Source organism: Hydrogenophaga sp. FG152 (assembly GCF_057809615.1).
In genome coordinates this window covers 181,305-196,065 of the sequence record NZ_JBMDKH010000003.1, presented here as the reverse complement: position 1 = coordinate 196,065, position 14,761 = coordinate 181,305, and the positions used below count along the sequence as shown (strand labels likewise).

The 14,761-nt window shown below is 67.4% G+C and carries 12 protein-coding genes and 1 tRNA gene; 7 read left to right on the top strand and 6 right to left on the bottom strand.

The annotated features are described in order from the left end of the window. Positions 1-53 precede the first annotated feature (53 nt). Positions 54-659, top strand: coding sequence for a DUF962 domain-containing protein (locus ACODTB_RS05810; protein WP_291117606.1), 606 nt, complete (start codon positions 54-56; stop codon positions 657-659). Between the two features lie 4 nt (positions 660-663). On the opposite strand, the gene ACODTB_RS05805 is transcribed toward ACODTB_RS05810, so the two are convergent. Then, a complete protein-coding gene (locus tag ACODTB_RS05805) occupies positions 664-2,310 on the bottom strand; it encodes an aminotransferase class III-fold pyridoxal phosphate-dependent enzyme (protein WP_291117603.1) in 1,647 nt (548 codons plus the stop codon). A gap of 61 nt (positions 2,311-2,371) precedes the next feature. Between ACODTB_RS05805 and asd the strand changes: the two genes are divergently transcribed. Then, complete coding sequence (gene asd, locus ACODTB_RS05800; RefSeq protein ID WP_291117600.1) at positions 2,372-3,268, top strand: archaetidylserine decarboxylase; 897 nt, start codon at positions 2,372-2,374, stop codon at positions 3,266-3,268. Here the strand turns inward: asd and arsC are convergent, their stop codons facing one another. Further along, a complete protein-coding gene (gene arsC, locus ACODTB_RS05795; RefSeq protein ID WP_291117597.1) occupies positions 3,269-3,628 on the bottom strand; it encodes an arsenate reductase (glutaredoxin) in 360 nt (119 codons plus the stop codon). A 231-nt stretch (positions 3,629-3,859) separates the two neighbouring features. On the opposite strand from arsC, the gene ACODTB_RS05790 reads away from it, so the two are divergent. Together ACODTB_RS05790 and ACODTB_RS05785 are read left to right on the top strand one after the other, a co-directional pair. Further along, positions 3,860-4,585 carry a FliA/WhiG family RNA polymerase sigma factor gene (locus ACODTB_RS05790; protein ID WP_291117595.1) on the top strand — a complete coding sequence of 242 codons (726 nt, stop codon included), beginning with the start codon at positions 3,860-3,862 and terminating at the stop codon, positions 4,583-4,585. Positions 4,586-4,832: 247 nt separating this feature from the next. Further along, on the top strand, positions 4,833-6,983 hold the full coding sequence (locus ACODTB_RS05785) for a PhoX family protein (protein ID WP_291117592.1): 2,151 nt from the start codon (positions 4,833-4,835) through the stop codon (positions 6,981-6,983). Positions 6,984-7,077: 94 nt separating this feature from the next. Here ACODTB_RS05785 and ACODTB_RS05780 read toward each other — a convergent pair whose 3' ends face one another. Then, on the bottom strand, positions 7,078-9,501 hold the full coding sequence (locus tag ACODTB_RS05780; RefSeq protein ID WP_291117589.1) for a UvrD-helicase domain-containing protein: 2,424 nt from the start codon (positions 9,499-9,501) through the stop codon (positions 7,078-7,080). A 230-nt stretch (positions 9,502-9,731) separates the two neighbouring features. Here ACODTB_RS05780 and ACODTB_RS05775 point away from each other — a divergent pair, with 230 nt between their 5' ends. Continuing rightward, positions 9,732-10,709 carry a GMP reductase gene (locus tag ACODTB_RS05775; protein WP_291117586.1) on the top strand — a complete coding sequence of 326 codons (978 nt, stop codon included), beginning with the start codon at positions 9,732-9,734 and terminating at the stop codon, positions 10,707-10,709. A 303-nt stretch (positions 10,710-11,012) separates the two neighbouring features. Here the strand turns inward: ACODTB_RS05775 and ACODTB_RS05770 are convergent, their stop codons facing one another. Continuing rightward, positions 11,013-11,897 (bottom strand): alpha/beta hydrolase, encoded by an 885-nt coding sequence (locus ACODTB_RS05770; RefSeq protein WP_291117583.1) that lies wholly within the window; start codon positions 11,895-11,897, stop codon positions 11,013-11,015. Between the two features lie 68 nt (positions 11,898-11,965). Here ACODTB_RS05770 and ACODTB_RS05765 point away from each other — a divergent pair, with 68 nt between their 5' ends. After that, the gene (locus ACODTB_RS05765) at positions 11,966-12,865 is read left to right on the top strand and encodes an NAD(P)-dependent oxidoreductase (protein ID WP_291117703.1); all 900 of its coding nucleotides are present in this window, start codon (positions 11,966-11,968) and stop codon (positions 12,863-12,865) included. Positions 12,866-12,891: 26 nt separating this feature from the next. Further along, positions 12,892-12,967: transfer RNA gene (locus ACODTB_RS05760), tRNA-Ala, on the top strand. A 113-nt stretch (positions 12,968-13,080) separates the two neighbouring features. Here the strand turns inward: ACODTB_RS05760 and ACODTB_RS05755 are convergent. Together ACODTB_RS05755 and ACODTB_RS05750 are read right to left on the bottom strand one after the other, a co-directional pair. Continuing rightward, positions 13,081-13,545 carry an NYN domain-containing protein gene (locus tag ACODTB_RS05755; RefSeq protein ID WP_291117580.1) on the bottom strand — a complete coding sequence of 155 codons (465 nt, stop codon included), beginning with the start codon at positions 13,543-13,545 and terminating at the stop codon, positions 13,081-13,083. A 270-nt stretch (positions 13,546-13,815) separates the two neighbouring features. Beyond that, positions 13,816-14,610, bottom strand: a complete 795-nt coding sequence (locus tag ACODTB_RS05750; protein ID WP_291117578.1) for an AraC family transcriptional regulator — start codon at positions 14,608-14,610, stop codon at positions 13,816-13,818. Positions 14,611-14,761: the final 151 nt, after the last annotated feature.

The following is a 14,761-nucleotide window of genomic DNA, read 5'->3' as shown; positions in this document are numbered from 1 at the left end:
CGAACCAACATGACAGGCGCTTGACGCCACCCTAGCAACCCTCTGGAGCCACCGTGAACGATTTTTTCAAGACCCTTGAAGTCCAGCGCTGGGACGACCACCGCTACTACCACCACAGCCGCATCAACCAGACGCTGCACTTCATCAGCGCCATGAGCTTCGTGGTGGCCTATGCGCTGCTGTGGACCGATCCCGTGCTGTCGGCGCTGATCGCCTGGCTGGTGTCCATGACCACGCGCCAGGCCGGCCACTTCTTCTTCGAGCCCAAGGGCTACGACCACGTGAACCAGGCCACGCACGAACACAAGGAAGAGATCAAGGTCGGCTACAACCTGCGCCGCAAGGTGGTGCTGATGGCCCTGTGGGCCGGCACACCGCTGCTGGTGTGGGCCGAGCCCGGCGTGTTCGGCCTGTTCGAGCCTCACACGGACTGGACCTCGTTCATCCGCCAGGTCGGCACGCTGTGGCTGGCGCTCGGCGTGGGCGGCCTGCTGTTCCGCACCGTGCACCTGTTCTTCATCGCCGACGTGAAGACCGGTCTGGTCTGGATGACCAAGATCCTGACCGACCCGTTCCACGACATCAAGCTGTACCACAAGGCTCCGCTGTACCTGATGCGCGGCCAGCTGATCGATCCCGGCATCGCCCAGCGCAGCTGAAGCTTCAGCGCCCCAGGTGCTGCCACATCTCGCGCAGCACCTGGCGCCGGATCGCCTTGTGCGTCAGTTCCGGCGCGCGCCACCACCAACCCTGGGTCTGCATGTCCCGCGCGGCGGCCACGAAGCGCCGCAGCACCTCCTCGAAGTCGCCGTCGTGCAGGTTCAAACCGAAGATCAGCCGCCCCGTGCCCACCCAGCTCAAGGCCAGCCCATGCCAGCGCAGGAAGTGCTGGAGCATCCAGTGGTAACGACCGGGCTCGGTGTAGGTGAGCGTCCAGATGCTCTGCAGGTTCGCCGCGCGCACCGGGAAACCCTCGGCGGCCATGGTGTCGTTGAAGCGCTTCGCGCGCGCATCCCACTTCGTGTCCTGGTCCTCGTACAAGGCCTGAATCTCCGGCGTCTGCAGCCGGCGCAGGAAGGCGTTCATGCCGCCCATCACGTAGGGGTGCGCGTTGAAGGTGCCGCGCGCGAAGCACACATCGGCCGGGCGCTCGGGCCGGAAGCGCTGCATCAGATCGGCCCGGCCGCAGACCACGCCCACGGGGTAGCCGCCGGCCAACGTCTTGCCATAGGTGACGAGGTCGGCGCGCACACCGAAGTATTCCTGCGCGCCACCGGGCGCGAGGCGAAAACCAAGGAACACCTCGTCGAAGATCAGCACGATGCCCCGCTCGGTGCAGACCTCGCGCAATTGTTTCAGCCAAGCGGTGTAGGCCACGCGGTCGTAGCCCGCGCAGCGGCTGCCGTCCACCAGGGTGGAGTCGCCGGGTGCGTTGCGGTTCGGGTGCAGGGCCTGCAGCGGGTTGACCAGCACGCAGGCGATGTCGCGCCGCGTGCGCAGCACGTGCAGGCTTTTCTCGTCCAGGTCCTTCAGGGTGTAGGTCTCGCGCGGGGGCATCGGGTTGCCGGGGCCGGGCTGCACGTCCTCCCACCAGCCGTGGTACGCGCCGCAGAAGCGCACCAGGTGCTTGCGCCGCGTGTGGTACCGGGCCAGCCGCACGGCCTGCATCACCGCCTCGGTGCCGGACATGTGGAACGACACCTGGTCCTGGCCCGAGATCGCCTTCAGGCGCGCGATGTTGTCCGCCACACAAGGGTGGTAGGCCCCCAGCACCGGGCCCAGCGACTCGCCGATGCGCGCACCCTCGGCCATGCAGGCCTTGTAGAAGTCCACACCGAACACATTCACGCCGTAGGAGCCCGTGAGGTCGATGAAGCGGTTGCCGTCCAGGTCGGTCACGTGGCTGCCCTCGGCGGACTGCACGAAGGCGCCCACCTTGAGCCGCTCGCGCACGAGGGGGCTGAACTGGAACGGCACGCGGTAGCTGCCGGTGAACTGCAGGTCGGCCAGGCCTTCGCGCGCTTCGGCGCTCAGCGCCAGGCTCTTTTCATAGCGCTGGGCGAAGCCGGTGGCGAGCGTGTCGAACGAGGCGCGGCGCAGCTTCGCGATGTCGCCCGGCGCGCCGTCGCAATCGAAGAAACGCGCCTCGTCGTAGGCGTAGCCGGGCAACCAGGTCGCCAGGCGTTTGGCCATGCGCGAATGGCCGGCCAGCGAGCGGTGTTTGGCCCGCGAAAGCTGCAGGCGCTGCCGCAGGTACGGCAAAGCCAGCACCAGCGAACCCAAGGGCAAGGCGTAAGGAAGGTAGGACATGCGGCAAGCGCTCCAGGGCGGTTGATGTGTGTCGTTTGTAGGTCGACCACATGACGCACGTATGAATCTTTCAAGACAGCTGCAGCGCCTCGCGCTCAACGAAGACATCAACTTCCTGCTCACCAACCGCGTGCCGCGCGCGGCGCTCACGCGCTTCATGGGCTGGTTCAGCCGCATCCGCCATCCCTGGGTGCGCGCGGCCTCCATGGCCGTGTGGCGCACGTTCACGGACATCGACCTGAGCGAGGCGAAGAAGACCACTTTCGACAGCCTGCACGACTGCTTCGTGCGCGAACTCAAGCCCGGCCTGCGGCCGATCGACCCGCGCCCCGAGGTGCTGGCCAGCCCCTGCGACGCCATCGTCGGCGCCTGCGGGCGCATCGGCGACGACCCGGGCGCCCAGGTGTTCCAGGCCAAGGGCTTCCCGTACCCGCTCACCGACCTGCTCGGACAAGACCTTCGCGCGCGGGCGATGGTGGACACCCTGCGCGGCGGCAGCTACGTGACGCTGCGCCTGACCTCCAGCATGTACCACCGCTTCCACGCCCCGGCCGCGCTGGCGCTGGAGCACGTGACCTACCATAGCGGCGACACCTGGAACGTGAACCCGATCGCGCTCCAGCGCATCGAGCGGCTGTTCTGCAGCAACGAGCGCGCCGCACTGCACGCGCGCCTGGCCGACGGCACGCCGCTGCTGCTGGTGCCGGTGGCCGCCATCCTGGTGGCCAGCATGCGGCTGCGCGCGGTGGACGTGGCGCTCAACGCGCAATACCGGGGGCCGCACGAGCTGCCCTGCGACGCGCGTTACGACAAGGGCGAGGAGATGGGCTGGTTCGAACACGGTTCGACCATCCTGGTGTTCACGCCAGCGGGCTTCGCCCTGTGCGAGGGCGTGGAGACGGGCCACCGCATCCGCATGGGCGAAGCCCTGCTGCGGCGCGTGGCGGCTGCGGGCTGATCAGGCCGGCGGCAGGATCTCCAGCACGGTCTCGGCCGGGCGGCACACCCGCGTGCCCAGCGGCGTGACCACGATCGGCCGGTTCAGCAGGATGGGGTGCTGCTCCATGAAGTCGAGCAGTTGCTCGTCGCTCCACTTCGGATCGGCCAGGCCAAGCTCTTCATAGGGCGCAGCCTTGCTGCGCACGATGGTGCGCACCGAACCGCCCGTGGCCGCCGCAAGCTGCTTCAGGGTTTCGCGGCTGGGCGGGGTCTTGAGGTACTCGATGACCTGCGGCTCTTCGCCGCGTTCGCGGATCAAGGCCAGCACGTTGCGCGAGGTGCCGCAGGAAGGGTTGTGGTAGACGGTGATGGTGCTCATGGCTTCAGGTTTCCAGGGGAGGGACAGGTGTCCGGCACCCCGACCACGGTGGCCAGCGCCCGCCCGGGTTCACTCCGGACACGAATGGGCAGATCCCACCTGAAAAAAAGCGCCTTTTCTTGCACACCGCGTCGAGAACTCCTCACAGACACCCCTGCGACGGTACCCTAAATTTCAACCCAGGGCACGGGTCGACATTTTCCGGTGCTCGCCCCACCAGAGATCCCATCCATGCACGCCTTCAACGCAGGTCACAACGAACAACTCCGCCAGCACCAGCCCATGGTCACGCGCATGGCCTACCACATGGTGTCCCGGCTTCCCGCCTCGGTCGACGTCGACGACTTGATCCAGGTCGGCATGATCGGTCTGAGCGACGCCATTTCGCGCTGCGAGCCGGGCGAAGGTGAACTGGAGCATTTTGCGAAGTTCAGGATTCGCGGCGCGATGATCGACGAGTTGCGCGAACTCGACTGGGTTCCGCGCCAACACCGCAAGAGCGGGCGCGAGATCGAGCTGGCTGTGCAGCGCCTGCAGAACCGGCTGTGTCGCCGCCCGACCGACACCGAACTGGCCGCCGAACTGGGCATGCCGCTTGCAGATGTGCAACACCGGATGGGCAAGGTGTACCGCGCACAACTGGTGCAGCTGGACGACATGGACCTCCTCAGTGCCGACGAGGACGACGATCGCGAAGGCTCGGAGGCCAGCGGCCCGTCACTCGGCGACTGGCATGCAGACCCTCTGTCGCTGCTGGAGGCGGGGCGGCGACAAAATGCCCTGGCCGACGCGATTCGGGCACTGCCTTCACGCGAGCGAGAGGTGATCGTCCTGCACTGCAGCGGCGACATGACGTTCCGGGAGATCGGCGGCCAGTTCGGCCTGAGCGAGTCGCGTGTGTGCCAGCTGCACAGCCACGCTGTGGAGTTGCTGCGGGCCAGCCTACACAACCACTGATACGCTTCCGGCTTTCCAAGGCAGGGACATCGCAGCGCGCGCTGAGAACTCGGAGCCCCGTCCGCGGCGACGCCCACGTCACTTCCAGCGCGCCAGGCATGCATGCGATCGAGGACCCGCATGGCGGCGTACCCAGGTCGGGTGACGCGTTCGCCCGCCATGACACGGAAACCCGTTCAAGCTGTCACCAGGTTTTCACATTGACTGCACATGATCCGCGGTGATTCACTCACCCAAGGTCATTGCCATGCCCCACGCTCACTTCAACGACGAAGACTCCAACACCAGCAGCAACCCCGCTTTCGACAGCGTGCTGCAAGCCCGCCTGAGCCGCCGCAGCCTGCTGCGCGGCGGCGTGGGCACGGCCGGCGCCACCGCCCTGGGCGGCGCGGCGGCCCTGAGCGGCTGCGCCACCACGGGCCCCGCCTCGCCGATGAACACCCTGGGCTTCACGCCCGTGGCCAAGACCATGGCCGACCAGGTGACGGTGCCCCCGGGCTACACCGCGCGCGTGATCTACGCGCTGGGCGACCCGCTCACCGCCGCCACGCCGGCTTTCAGGAACGACGGCACCGACACCGACTTCGGCCAGCGCGCCGGCGACCACCACGACGGCATCGAGTGGTTCGGCCTGGACGCGAACGGCCAGCCTTCGAACAGCTTCGCCTCGCGCGGCCTGCTGGCCATGAACCACGAAGCCACCACCGACGAGAAGCTCAGCTCCTTCTTCATCCACGCCAACGGCGGCACGTCCACCCTGCCCCGTCCGGCGGCGGAGATCGACAAGGAACTCATGATCCACGGCCTGTCCGTGGTCGAGGTGCAGACCGACGGCAAGGCCTGGGCCACGAAACAGGCTTCGGCGTTCAACCGCCGCGTGACCACCATGACGCCCGTGGCCATCCACGGCCCGGCGCGCGGCAGCGAACACCTGGTGACGCGCTTCAGCACCGACGGCACGCAGGCGCGCGGCACGCTCAACAACTGCGGCACCGGCCGCACGCCCTGGGGCACCTACATCTCGGGCGAGGAGAACTGGTTCGGCTACTTCTTCCGCGACGCCAGGGACGACGACGCGCGCAAGAAGGACAAGCAGGTCCAGGCCCTCAACCGCTACGGCCGCAAGGCCGGCGCGGCCAGCCGCCACGGCTGGGAGAGCGGCGGCGCCAGCGACACCTACACGCGCTGGAACAACGGCGCCGTGGGCGCCAGCGCGAAGGACGACTTCCGCAACGAGATGAACACCTTCGGCTACATCGTCGAACTCGACCCCTACAACCCGGCCAGCGTGCTGCGCAAGCGCACCGCGCTGGGCCGCCTGGGCCACGAGAACGCGACCTTCGCGCGCGTGAGCGCCGGCCAGCCGGTGGTGGCCTACATGGGCGACGACTCGCGCGGCGAGTACATCTACAAATTCGTCTCGGCCGCCCGTTGGGACCCGGCCGATGCCCAGCCCGCCAACCGCCTGGCCGCCGGCGACAAGTACCTCGACAAGGGCACGCTCTTCGTCGCGCGCTTCAAGGACGACGGCAGCGGCGAATGGCTGGAACTCTCGATGGACAACCCGGTGATCGCCGGCAGCTCCTACTTCGAGTTCAAGAACGAGGCCGACGTGGCCGTCTTCACCCGCCTCGCGGCCGACGCCGTGGGCGCGACCAAGATGGACCGCCCCGAGTGGGCTGGCGTGAACCCGAAGAACGGCGAGGTCTACATCACCCTCACCAACAACAGCAACCGCACGCCAGCCACCACCGACGCCGCGAACCCGCGCGCCTACACCGACCTCAAGGCCGGCAAGGAACAGAAGGGCAACGTGAACGGCCACATCGTGCGCCTGGCCGAGAAGGCCCCGGCGGACACGGCCTTCCAGTGGGACATTTACCTCTTCGCGGCCGAAGCGGATGCCGACAAGTCGAGCATCAACCTCTCCAACCTGAGCGACGAGAACGACCTCTCTTCGCCTGACGGCCTGGTGTTCAGCAAGGCCACGGGCGTGTGCTGGATCCAGACCGACGACGGTGCCTACACCGACAAGACCAACTGCATGCTGCTGGCCGCCCTGCCCGGCCAGCGCGGCGACGGCGCGCGCAAGACCCTGAGCCATGGCGACCGCCAAGTGACCACGCACGTGGGCAAGGCACAGACCCCGGCCACGCTCAAGCGCTTCCTGGTCGGCCCCAAGGGCGCGGAAATCACCGGCATCACCGAAACGCCCGATGGCCGCGCAATCTTCGTGAACATCCAGCACGCGGGCGAAAACACCAGGATGGCCGACGTGAACGATCCCACGAAGTACGAGAGCCAGTGGCCGTCGAGCGCGGGCTACGGCGCGGGCAAGCGCCCGCGCTCCGCTACCATCGTGATCACGAAGAACGATGGCGGGGTCATTGGGAGCTGACCCCCTGCGTCGCCTTCGGCGCCTCCCCCTTGAAAGGGGGGCGACACCTGGGGCCGGCAGAGCCGGACCCTCGGCGTCCCTGGATGTGATCACCTCAAGCGATCGGCGTCAACTTCGCCACGCTCAGGGCCAGCCACTTCGTGCCGTGGCGCGTGAAGTTCACCTGCGCGCGCGCGTCGTCGCCCGCGCCCTCCACCGCCAGCACCTTGCCTTCACCGAACTTGTTGTGGAACACGGCGAGGCCGGCGCGGATCTCGGTGCCCCGGTCGGGCTCGGGCGCGGTCTGGCCCAGGCCCTTGGGGTCGCCGCGCTCCTTGAAGCCCGGTGACCACGAGGGCTGCAGCGCGGCGGGCGCGCCGCCGAAGCCGCGCCGCCCGTTCTGCCACTGCCCACTGCCGCCGCCCATGGGCGCGGACCAGGCCGGCTGCGGCGGCGTGAGCCACTTCAGGCATTCCTCGGGCAGCTCGTCGAAGAAGCGGCTCTTGAGGTTGTAGCGCGTCTGGCCGTGCAGCATGCGCGTCTGCGAATGGCTGAGGTACAGGCGCTTGCGTGCGCGCGTGATTGCCACGTACATCAGGCGGCGCTCTTCCTCCAGGCCGTCGCGGTCGCTCATCGAGTTCTCGTGCGGGAACAGGCCCTCTTCCATGCCGGTGATGAACACGCAGTCGAACTCCAGGCCCTTGGCCGCGTGCACCGTCATGAGCTGCACCGCGTCCTGCCCGGCCTGGGCCTGGTTGTCGCCGGACTCCAGCGCGGCGTGTGTGAGGAAGGCCGCCAGCGGGCTGAGCGTCTCGCCGGTCTCGGCGTCGGGCGCCAGGAATTCGTCCACCACCGGCAGGTTCGGGTCCAGCCCCTGGCTCACCGGGCTCTGCGTGAGCGGCTTGCCCAGCTCATCCACCGGCAGGGCCACGGCATCGCGGCCGAAGCCTTCGATGCTCACGAAGCTCTCGGCCGCGTTCACCAGTTCCTCCAGGTTTTCCACCCGGTCCTGCCCTTCGCGCTCGCCCCGGTAGTGTTCGATCAGGCCGCTGTGCGCCAGCACGAGCTCGATGATCTCGCGCAGCGTGCGGCCTTCGGTCTGCTCGCGCATCACGTCCAGCTTGGCCACGAAGGCGCCCACGGCCACACCGGCACGGCCGGTCACGGCGCTCACCGCGTCGTGCAGGGAGCAGCCCGAGGTGCGCGCCACGTCCTGCAGCTGCTCGATGCTGCGCGCCCCGATGCCGCGCGGCGGGAAGTTGACCACGCGCAGGAAGCTGGTGTCGTCGTGAGCGTTCTCCAGCAGCCGCAGGTAGGCCAGCGCGTGCTTGATTTCGGCGCGCTCGAAGAAGCGCAGGCCGCCGTACACGCGGTACGGCACGGCAGCGTTGAACAAGGCGGTCTCCACCACGCGGCTTTGCGCGTTGCTGCGGTAGAGCACCGCCATCTCGCTGCGCGGCATGCCTTCGCGCGCGAGCTGCTTCATCTCGTCCACCATCCATTGCGCCTCGGCGAAATCGCTGGTGGCCTCGAACACGCGCACCGGCTCGCCCGCGCCCGCGTCGGTGCGCAGGTTCTTGCCCAGGCGGTGCGTGTTGTGGCTGATCAACTGGTTGGCCGAGTCCAGGATGTTGCTCACGCTGCGGTAGTTCTGCTCCAGCTTGATCTGGTGGCGCACCCCGAACTCGCGCACGAAGTCGGCCATGTTGCCCACGCGCGCGCCGCGAAAGGCGTAGATGCTCTGGTCGTCGTCGCCCACGGCGAACACCGCATTGCCGGAGGGCGACAGGCCTTCGAGCGGCGGCGCGCTGAACATCTTGATCCAGGCGTACTGCAGGCGGTTGGTGTCCTGGAACTCGTCGATGAGGATGTGGCGGAAGCGCCGCTGGTAGTGCTCGCGCACCGGGTCGTTGTCGCGCAGCACCTCGTAACTGCGCAGCATGAGCTCGCCGAAGTCCACCACGCCCTCGCGCTGGCACTGCTCTTCATAGAGCGCGTACAGCTCGATCTTCTTGCGCGTCTCCTCGTCGCGCGCGGGCACGTCGCGCGGGCGTTGGCCGTCTTCCTTGCAGCCGCTGATGAAGTACTGGATCTGCTTCGGGGGGTAGCGCTCGTCGTCCACGTTGAACTGCTTGCACAGGCGCTTGATGGCCGAGAGCTGGTCCTGCGTGTCCAGGATCTGGAAGGTGGCCGGCAGGTTGGCCAGCTTGTGGTGGGCGCGCAGGAAGCGGTTGCACAGGCCGTGGAAGGTGCCGATCCACATGCCGCGCACATTGATGGGCAGCATGGCCGAGAGGCGCGTCATCATTTCCTTGGCGGCCTTGTTGGTGAAGGTCACCGCCAGGATGCCGCCGGGCGAGACCTGACCGCTCTGCAGCAGCCAGGCGATGCGGGTGGTGAGCACCCGCGTCTTGCCCGACCCCGCCCCGGCCAGGATGAGCGCGTGCTCGGCTGGCAGCAGCACGGCGGCCGACTGCTCGGCATTGAGGCCCGCGAGCAGCGGGGAGGCGGAGGGGGCGACGGGGTCTTCAAACAGCATGTGTCGATTGTAGGAAGCGGCCCGCCCTTCGGTGGGCCATACCGGCATCCGTATACACCTCATAACAAAAGGGCTTCACCGACAGGCCGACCCCGGTTCTTCTTGGCGTCTACAATCGGGCACCGGGCCCAAGCTTCTTGCGCCCGGTTTTTTTTGGCTTCCTGCCAGAGAAACCGGCCAGACCAAGCGCTCACCTGTTCAACAACAGCTTTCTGGAGCTTGGTTTCAAAATGGAAATTTTCGACTACGACAACGTCCTGCTTCTGCCGCGCAAGTGCCGCGTGGAGAGCCGTTCGGAATGCGACGCCGGCGTGGAGCTCGGCGGGCGCAAGTTCCGCCTGCCGGTGGTGCCGGCCAACATGAAGACCGTGGTGGATGTGCCGATCTGCACCTGGCTGGCGAAGAACGGCTATTTCTACGTGATGCACCGTTTCGACCTGGACAACGTGCAGTTCGTGCGCGACATGCGCGCCGAGGGTGTGTTTGCCTCAATCTCGCTGGGCGTGAAGGCGCCCGACTACGCGACGGTGGACCGGCTGGTGGCCGAGGGTCTGGTGCCCGAGTACATCACGATCGATATCGCGCACGGCCATGCGGACAGCGTGAAGAACATGATCCGTTACCTGAAGGAGAAGCTGCCGGCGTCTTTCGTGATCGCGGGCAACGTGGCGACGCCGGAGGCGGTGATCGACCTGGAGAACTGGGGTGCGGACGCGACCAAGGTGGGCGTGGGCCCGGGCAAGGTGTGCATCACCAAGCTGAAGACGGGTTTCGGCACGGGTGGCTGGCAGTTGTCGGCGCTGAAGTGGTGCGCACGCGTGGCCACCAAACCCATCATTGCCGACGGCGGTATCCGCAGCCACGGCGACATTGCCAAGAGCATCCGTTTTGGCGCCTCGATGGTGATGATTGGTTCGCTGTTCGCGGGCCATGAGGAGTCACCGGGCCAGACGGTGGAAGAGAACGGCGTGCGCTACAAGGAGTACTACGGCTCGGCCAGCGATTTCAACAAGGGTGAGTACAAGCACGTGGAGGGCAAGCGCATCCTGGAGCCGATCAAGGGCTCGCTGGCGGACACGCTGGTGGAGATGGAGCAGGACGTGCAGAGCTCGATCAGCTACGCCGGCGGCACCAAGCTGATGGATGTGCGCAAGGTCAACTATGTGATCCTGGGTGGGGACAACGCGGGTGAGCATCTCTTGATGTGATCTCTTTCGGGGCGTTTCGCGCCCTTGCTTTCGCGGGCCCGTGATCGCCCGGCGCTCTGCTCCGCGGGTGTCCCCCGACCCGGCTTCGCCGGGTCTCCTCCTTTACCCCGCTGCGCAGAACGCCGAACGCTCCCGAGCCACAGTGATGTTGGCGCGCCCACGGACCGGGTACCACGAGGTCCTCGGTGACCGGGGTGGCCGGCGCAGCGAAGTGAAGGGGGAGAACCGGCGAAGCCGGTTCGGAGGACATGAGCGGAGCCGGCCACCCCGGTCGCCGAGGACCGCTGCAGCCGAAGAAAAAAATCAAACGGAAAGAAGCGACCGCACCGCCTGATGCAACTGCTGCCGAGGGTCGGCCAGTGCATCCACGATGCTGAAGTGATTGAGACCGGGCAGCGCTTCACAGACAGGCACCACCCGCTCACCCCAGGCAGACTGGATCAACCGGTTGTGGCGCAGGAACTCGCTGCTCTCCAGCGCCCCCACCATGGCCGTCAACTGCCCACGCCCCTCGCGCACCAACGGCGCAGGCAGGCGCGCCGGACTGGCCTTGGCCACCTGCTCCGCCGACAACCGCAAAGACGCCTGCACCGACGGCGTGTGCATCACCGGCTCCAGGTCGTACAGACCCGACATGCCCAGCGCGTTCTTCACCAAAGCCAGCGGCAGGTCGTCCCCCACCAGCGACCAGTCGCACGCCAGCATCATCGCCGCCAGATGAGCACCGGCCGAATGCCCCACCACCGTGATGCGGTGCGGGTCTCCGCCATGCGCGCCAATGTGGCGGTGCACCCAGGCCAGCGCACGCACCATCTGCAAGGTGATCTCGGGAATGGTCACCGCCGGACACAGCGCATAGTTCGGCACCACCACACAGGCCCCGCGCTCCACGAACGGCGGTGCGATGAAAGAGTGATCGGACTTGTCCAGGCTGCGCCACCAGCCTCCGTGGATGAACACCAGCACCGGCGCCGGCGGCTTGCCCGCCTGGCGCGGCGCGGGGAAGATGTCCAGCGTCTCGCCCGCCCCATGGCCGTAGCTCACGTCGATCAGGGCGCGGCCCTCATGGCGCGCCGCCGCCGAATCACGCGCCCAGCGCTCGAAATGCACCGGGTGTTCGGGCACGCGGGCCCGGTTGTTGTACTCGCGCTCGAGCCATTCGGCGTCGTAGGAGGCTGTGGTCTTCATCGCGCGCATTGTGTCATGGGGGTTTTGCGGCATGCTGTGACCCATTGCCATCACCTACCATCAACCTCATCGTGAACACCACCACCCCACCCCTGCCCACCCGCATCGCCGTGCTCGGCATCGGCATGATGGGTTTCCCCATGGCCCGCCGCCTCTGCGAGGCCGGTTGCGACGTCAGCGTGTGGAACCGCTCGCGCGCCAAGGCCGAGCGGCTTCAGCCCTTCGGCGCCAACGTGGCCGACACGCCCGCCGAGACCGTGGCGCGGGCCGACGTGGTGATCACCCTGCTCGAACACGGTGGCGTGGTGGAGGACGTGCTGTTCCAGCAAGGCACCACCGCCGGCCTGCGGCCCGGCACCCTGGTGGTGGACATGTCGTCCATCCAGCCGCGCCAGGCGCGCGAGCACGCGGCGCGGCTTGCCAGCCAGGGCGTGCGCCACCTCGACGCGCCGGTGTCAGGGGGCACGGTCGGCGCCGAGCAGGGCACGCTGGCCATCATGGCCGGCGGCGAGGTGGCCGACTTCGAACGCGCGCTGCCGGTGTTCGAGCTGCTGGGCAAGGCCGTGCACGTGGGGCCGCACGGCGCGGGCCAGCTCGCCAAACTGGCCAATCAGATGATCGTGGGCATCACCATCGGCGCGGTGGCCGAGGCCCTGCTGCTGTGCGAGAAGGGCGGCGCCGACATGGGCAAGGTCAAGCAGGCCATCAGCGGCGGCTTCGCCGACAGCCGCATCCTGCAGGTGCACGGCCAGCGCATGGTGGAGCGCGACTTCACCAAGCGCGCCGCGATCGCGGTGCAGTTGAAGGACATGCGCAACGCACTCGCCACGGCCGGCGAGATCGGTTTCGAGGCGCCGATCACCGGCCTGTTCGAGCAGCTGTACGCCCAGGCCGGGGACCACGGCCTGGCCGACCTGGACCACTCGGCCCTGTTCGTCGAACTGGCTCACCGCAATGGCATGAACTGAGCGTTCTTGCTACCATTTCGGCCACTGGGGACGTAGCTCAGCTGGGAGAGCGTCGCGTTCGCAATGCGAAGGTCGGGAGTTCGATCCTCCTCGTCTCCACCACCCTGCGGGCAGCTCCACCGCACCCTTGACCACTTCGCCTGGCGCAAGGCGGCAGTGGTGGCAGCGGCGGCTGACCCTGCCACCGCCACCGCCACCAAAGAAGAACGGCACATCTAGCGCGTCTGTTCCGCCTGGTCCGGGTACATGAACCGATTGCACGCCGCGATGAAGGCGTGCGCCGTGTCGCGCTGGCCGAAGCCGTACACGGGCACGCCCCTGGCCTGGATGCGCGCGGCCAGGCCCGCGAAACCGCTGTTGGACGACACGATGCAGAAGGCGTCCGCGCGGCGCAGGCACAACAGCTCCATCGCGTCCATGATCAGCGCGGCGTCGGACGCGTTCTTGCAGCGCCGGTAGCGAAAGTGCTGGTGCGGCCAGATCGCCAGCGGATGGAGATGCTGCTTCCACAGATCAAGCCGCGAGGTCGTCCAGTCGCCGTACGCGCGGCGGATGATGGGCCGGCCGAGTTGCCGGGCCAGCTTCATCAGCTGCGGCGCGTGCGCACCGCTCAGGGTCTCGGCATCAATGAGTACGGCCAGACGAAGGCTGGGCACGGGTGGCGATGGGTGAATGGGCATGTGAGCGCTTTCCTTGGTGTGTAAAAGCCAACCAGCCACCACCCTGGGTAAGGGTGGCGGTGGCCCGAACGGGTGTGGCATGCCGGGGTTGATTCCAACTTCGGCGAGCCTTCCGGCTCCCCGTCCGGGCCACCATAAAACGGGGGTACGGACAAGCGAGAAGCCACGGCGCGAACGCGGCAGCCCCTCACTGGAGTCAACCCTCGGAATGCCACTTCCGATCGTACTTTGGTTGTACGACGGTCGAAGTATAGGCGAAAAAAGAATTCTTTAGAACTCTTTAAAGAACTGACTCGGTGTCTGCCCGAAGTGTTTTCGGAACATGGCCGCGAAGGCGCTCGGGCTCTCGTAGCCAAGCGCGAGCGCCACGTCGATGACCTTCTCGCCGACGGCCAATCGCTCCAGCGCACGCAGCAGCCGCGCCTGCTGCCGCCACTGGGCGAAGGTCATGCCAGTGTCCTTGATGAAGAGCCGCTGGATGGTCTTCACGTCGATGGCCAGGCGCCGGGCCCAGTCGGCCATGGTGGACGGGTCGTCCGGCCGGCGTTGCAACACCGTGGCGATCTGAAGCAGCCGGGGGTCGGTGGGCATCTGCAGGTACAGGGGCAGCACCGGCAGGGCCCGCAGCTCGTCGAGGATGAGGCGCATCAGGCGGCCGTCGCGCGTGCCCGGCACACAGGGTTGCGGCACGTCCATGGCGGCACGGATCAGCTCGCGCAGCAGCGGCGAGATGGCGACGGCCTGCGTCTTGTCCATCAGCCGGGGCGCGGCCTTCGGCGCCACCATGAGGCTGCGCATGTGCACCTCGCCGACGCAGCGGATCTCGTGCGTCATGCCCCTCTGCATCCAGATCGCGCGCGTGGGCGGCACCACCCAGCGGCCGGCCTCCGCCTGCACGACCATGACGCCGCGCACGGCATAGATCAGCTGGTGCTTGGCGTGCGCGTGCGGCTCGATATGCCAGCCCGCGGGGTAGTCGGTCGAGCGCGCGAAGATGGGTGAGCTCTGCGAGTCGATCGCGTCCAGCACGTCGGAAAGGGCCGGGGGCCGGAGTGGGATGGCCATGTCGCTTTCGAGATGGTTGCTGGTCATTTGGCGCGAGACAGGCGTTGCCGCCTCCACCACAATTCTGACAGGCCCTTCCCCGCCGGATCTTCTGCCGGATCATCATTCCATTCACGCATGCCAACGCACCCTGCCCTCGCCTCCAGCCCTT

What these genes read in the sequence shown, in the direction of transcription:
- ACODTB_RS05805 (WP_291117603.1), bottom strand. Translation starts at nt 2,310, where the DNA reads ATGTCCTACCTTCCTTACGCCTTGCCCTTGGGTTCGCTGGTGCTGGCT.
- asd (WP_291117600.1), top strand. Translation starts at nt 2,372, where the DNA reads ATGAATCTTTCAAGACAGCTGCAGCGCCTCGCGCTCAACGAAGACATC.
- arsC (WP_291117597.1), bottom strand. Translation starts at nt 3,628, where the DNA reads ATGAGCACCATCACCGTCTACCACAACCCTTCCTGCGGCACCTCGCGC.
- ACODTB_RS05790 (WP_291117595.1), top strand. Translation starts at nt 3,860, where the DNA reads ATGCACGCCTTCAACGCAGGTCACAACGAACAACTCCGCCAGCACCAG.
- ACODTB_RS05785 (WP_291117592.1), top strand. Translation starts at nt 4,833, where the DNA reads ATGCCCCACGCTCACTTCAACGACGAAGACTCCAACACCAGCAGCAAC.
- ACODTB_RS05780 (WP_291117589.1), bottom strand. Translation starts at nt 9,501, where the DNA reads ATGCTGTTTGAAGACCCCGTCGCCCCCTCCGCCTCCCCGCTGCTCGCG.
- ACODTB_RS05775 (WP_291117586.1), top strand. Translation starts at nt 9,732, where the DNA reads ATGGAAATTTTCGACTACGACAACGTCCTGCTTCTGCCGCGCAAGTGC.
- ACODTB_RS05770 (WP_291117583.1), bottom strand. Translation starts at nt 11,897, where the DNA reads ATGAAGACCACAGCCTCCTACGACGCCGAATGGCTCGAGCGCGAGTAC.
- ACODTB_RS05755 (WP_291117580.1), bottom strand. Translation starts at nt 13,545, where the DNA reads ATGCCCATTCACCCATCGCCACCCGTGCCCAGCCTTCGTCTGGCCGTA.
- ACODTB_RS05750 (WP_291117578.1), bottom strand. Translation starts at nt 14,610, where the DNA reads ATGGCCATCCCACTCCGGCCCCCGGCCCTTTCCGACGTGCTGGACGCG.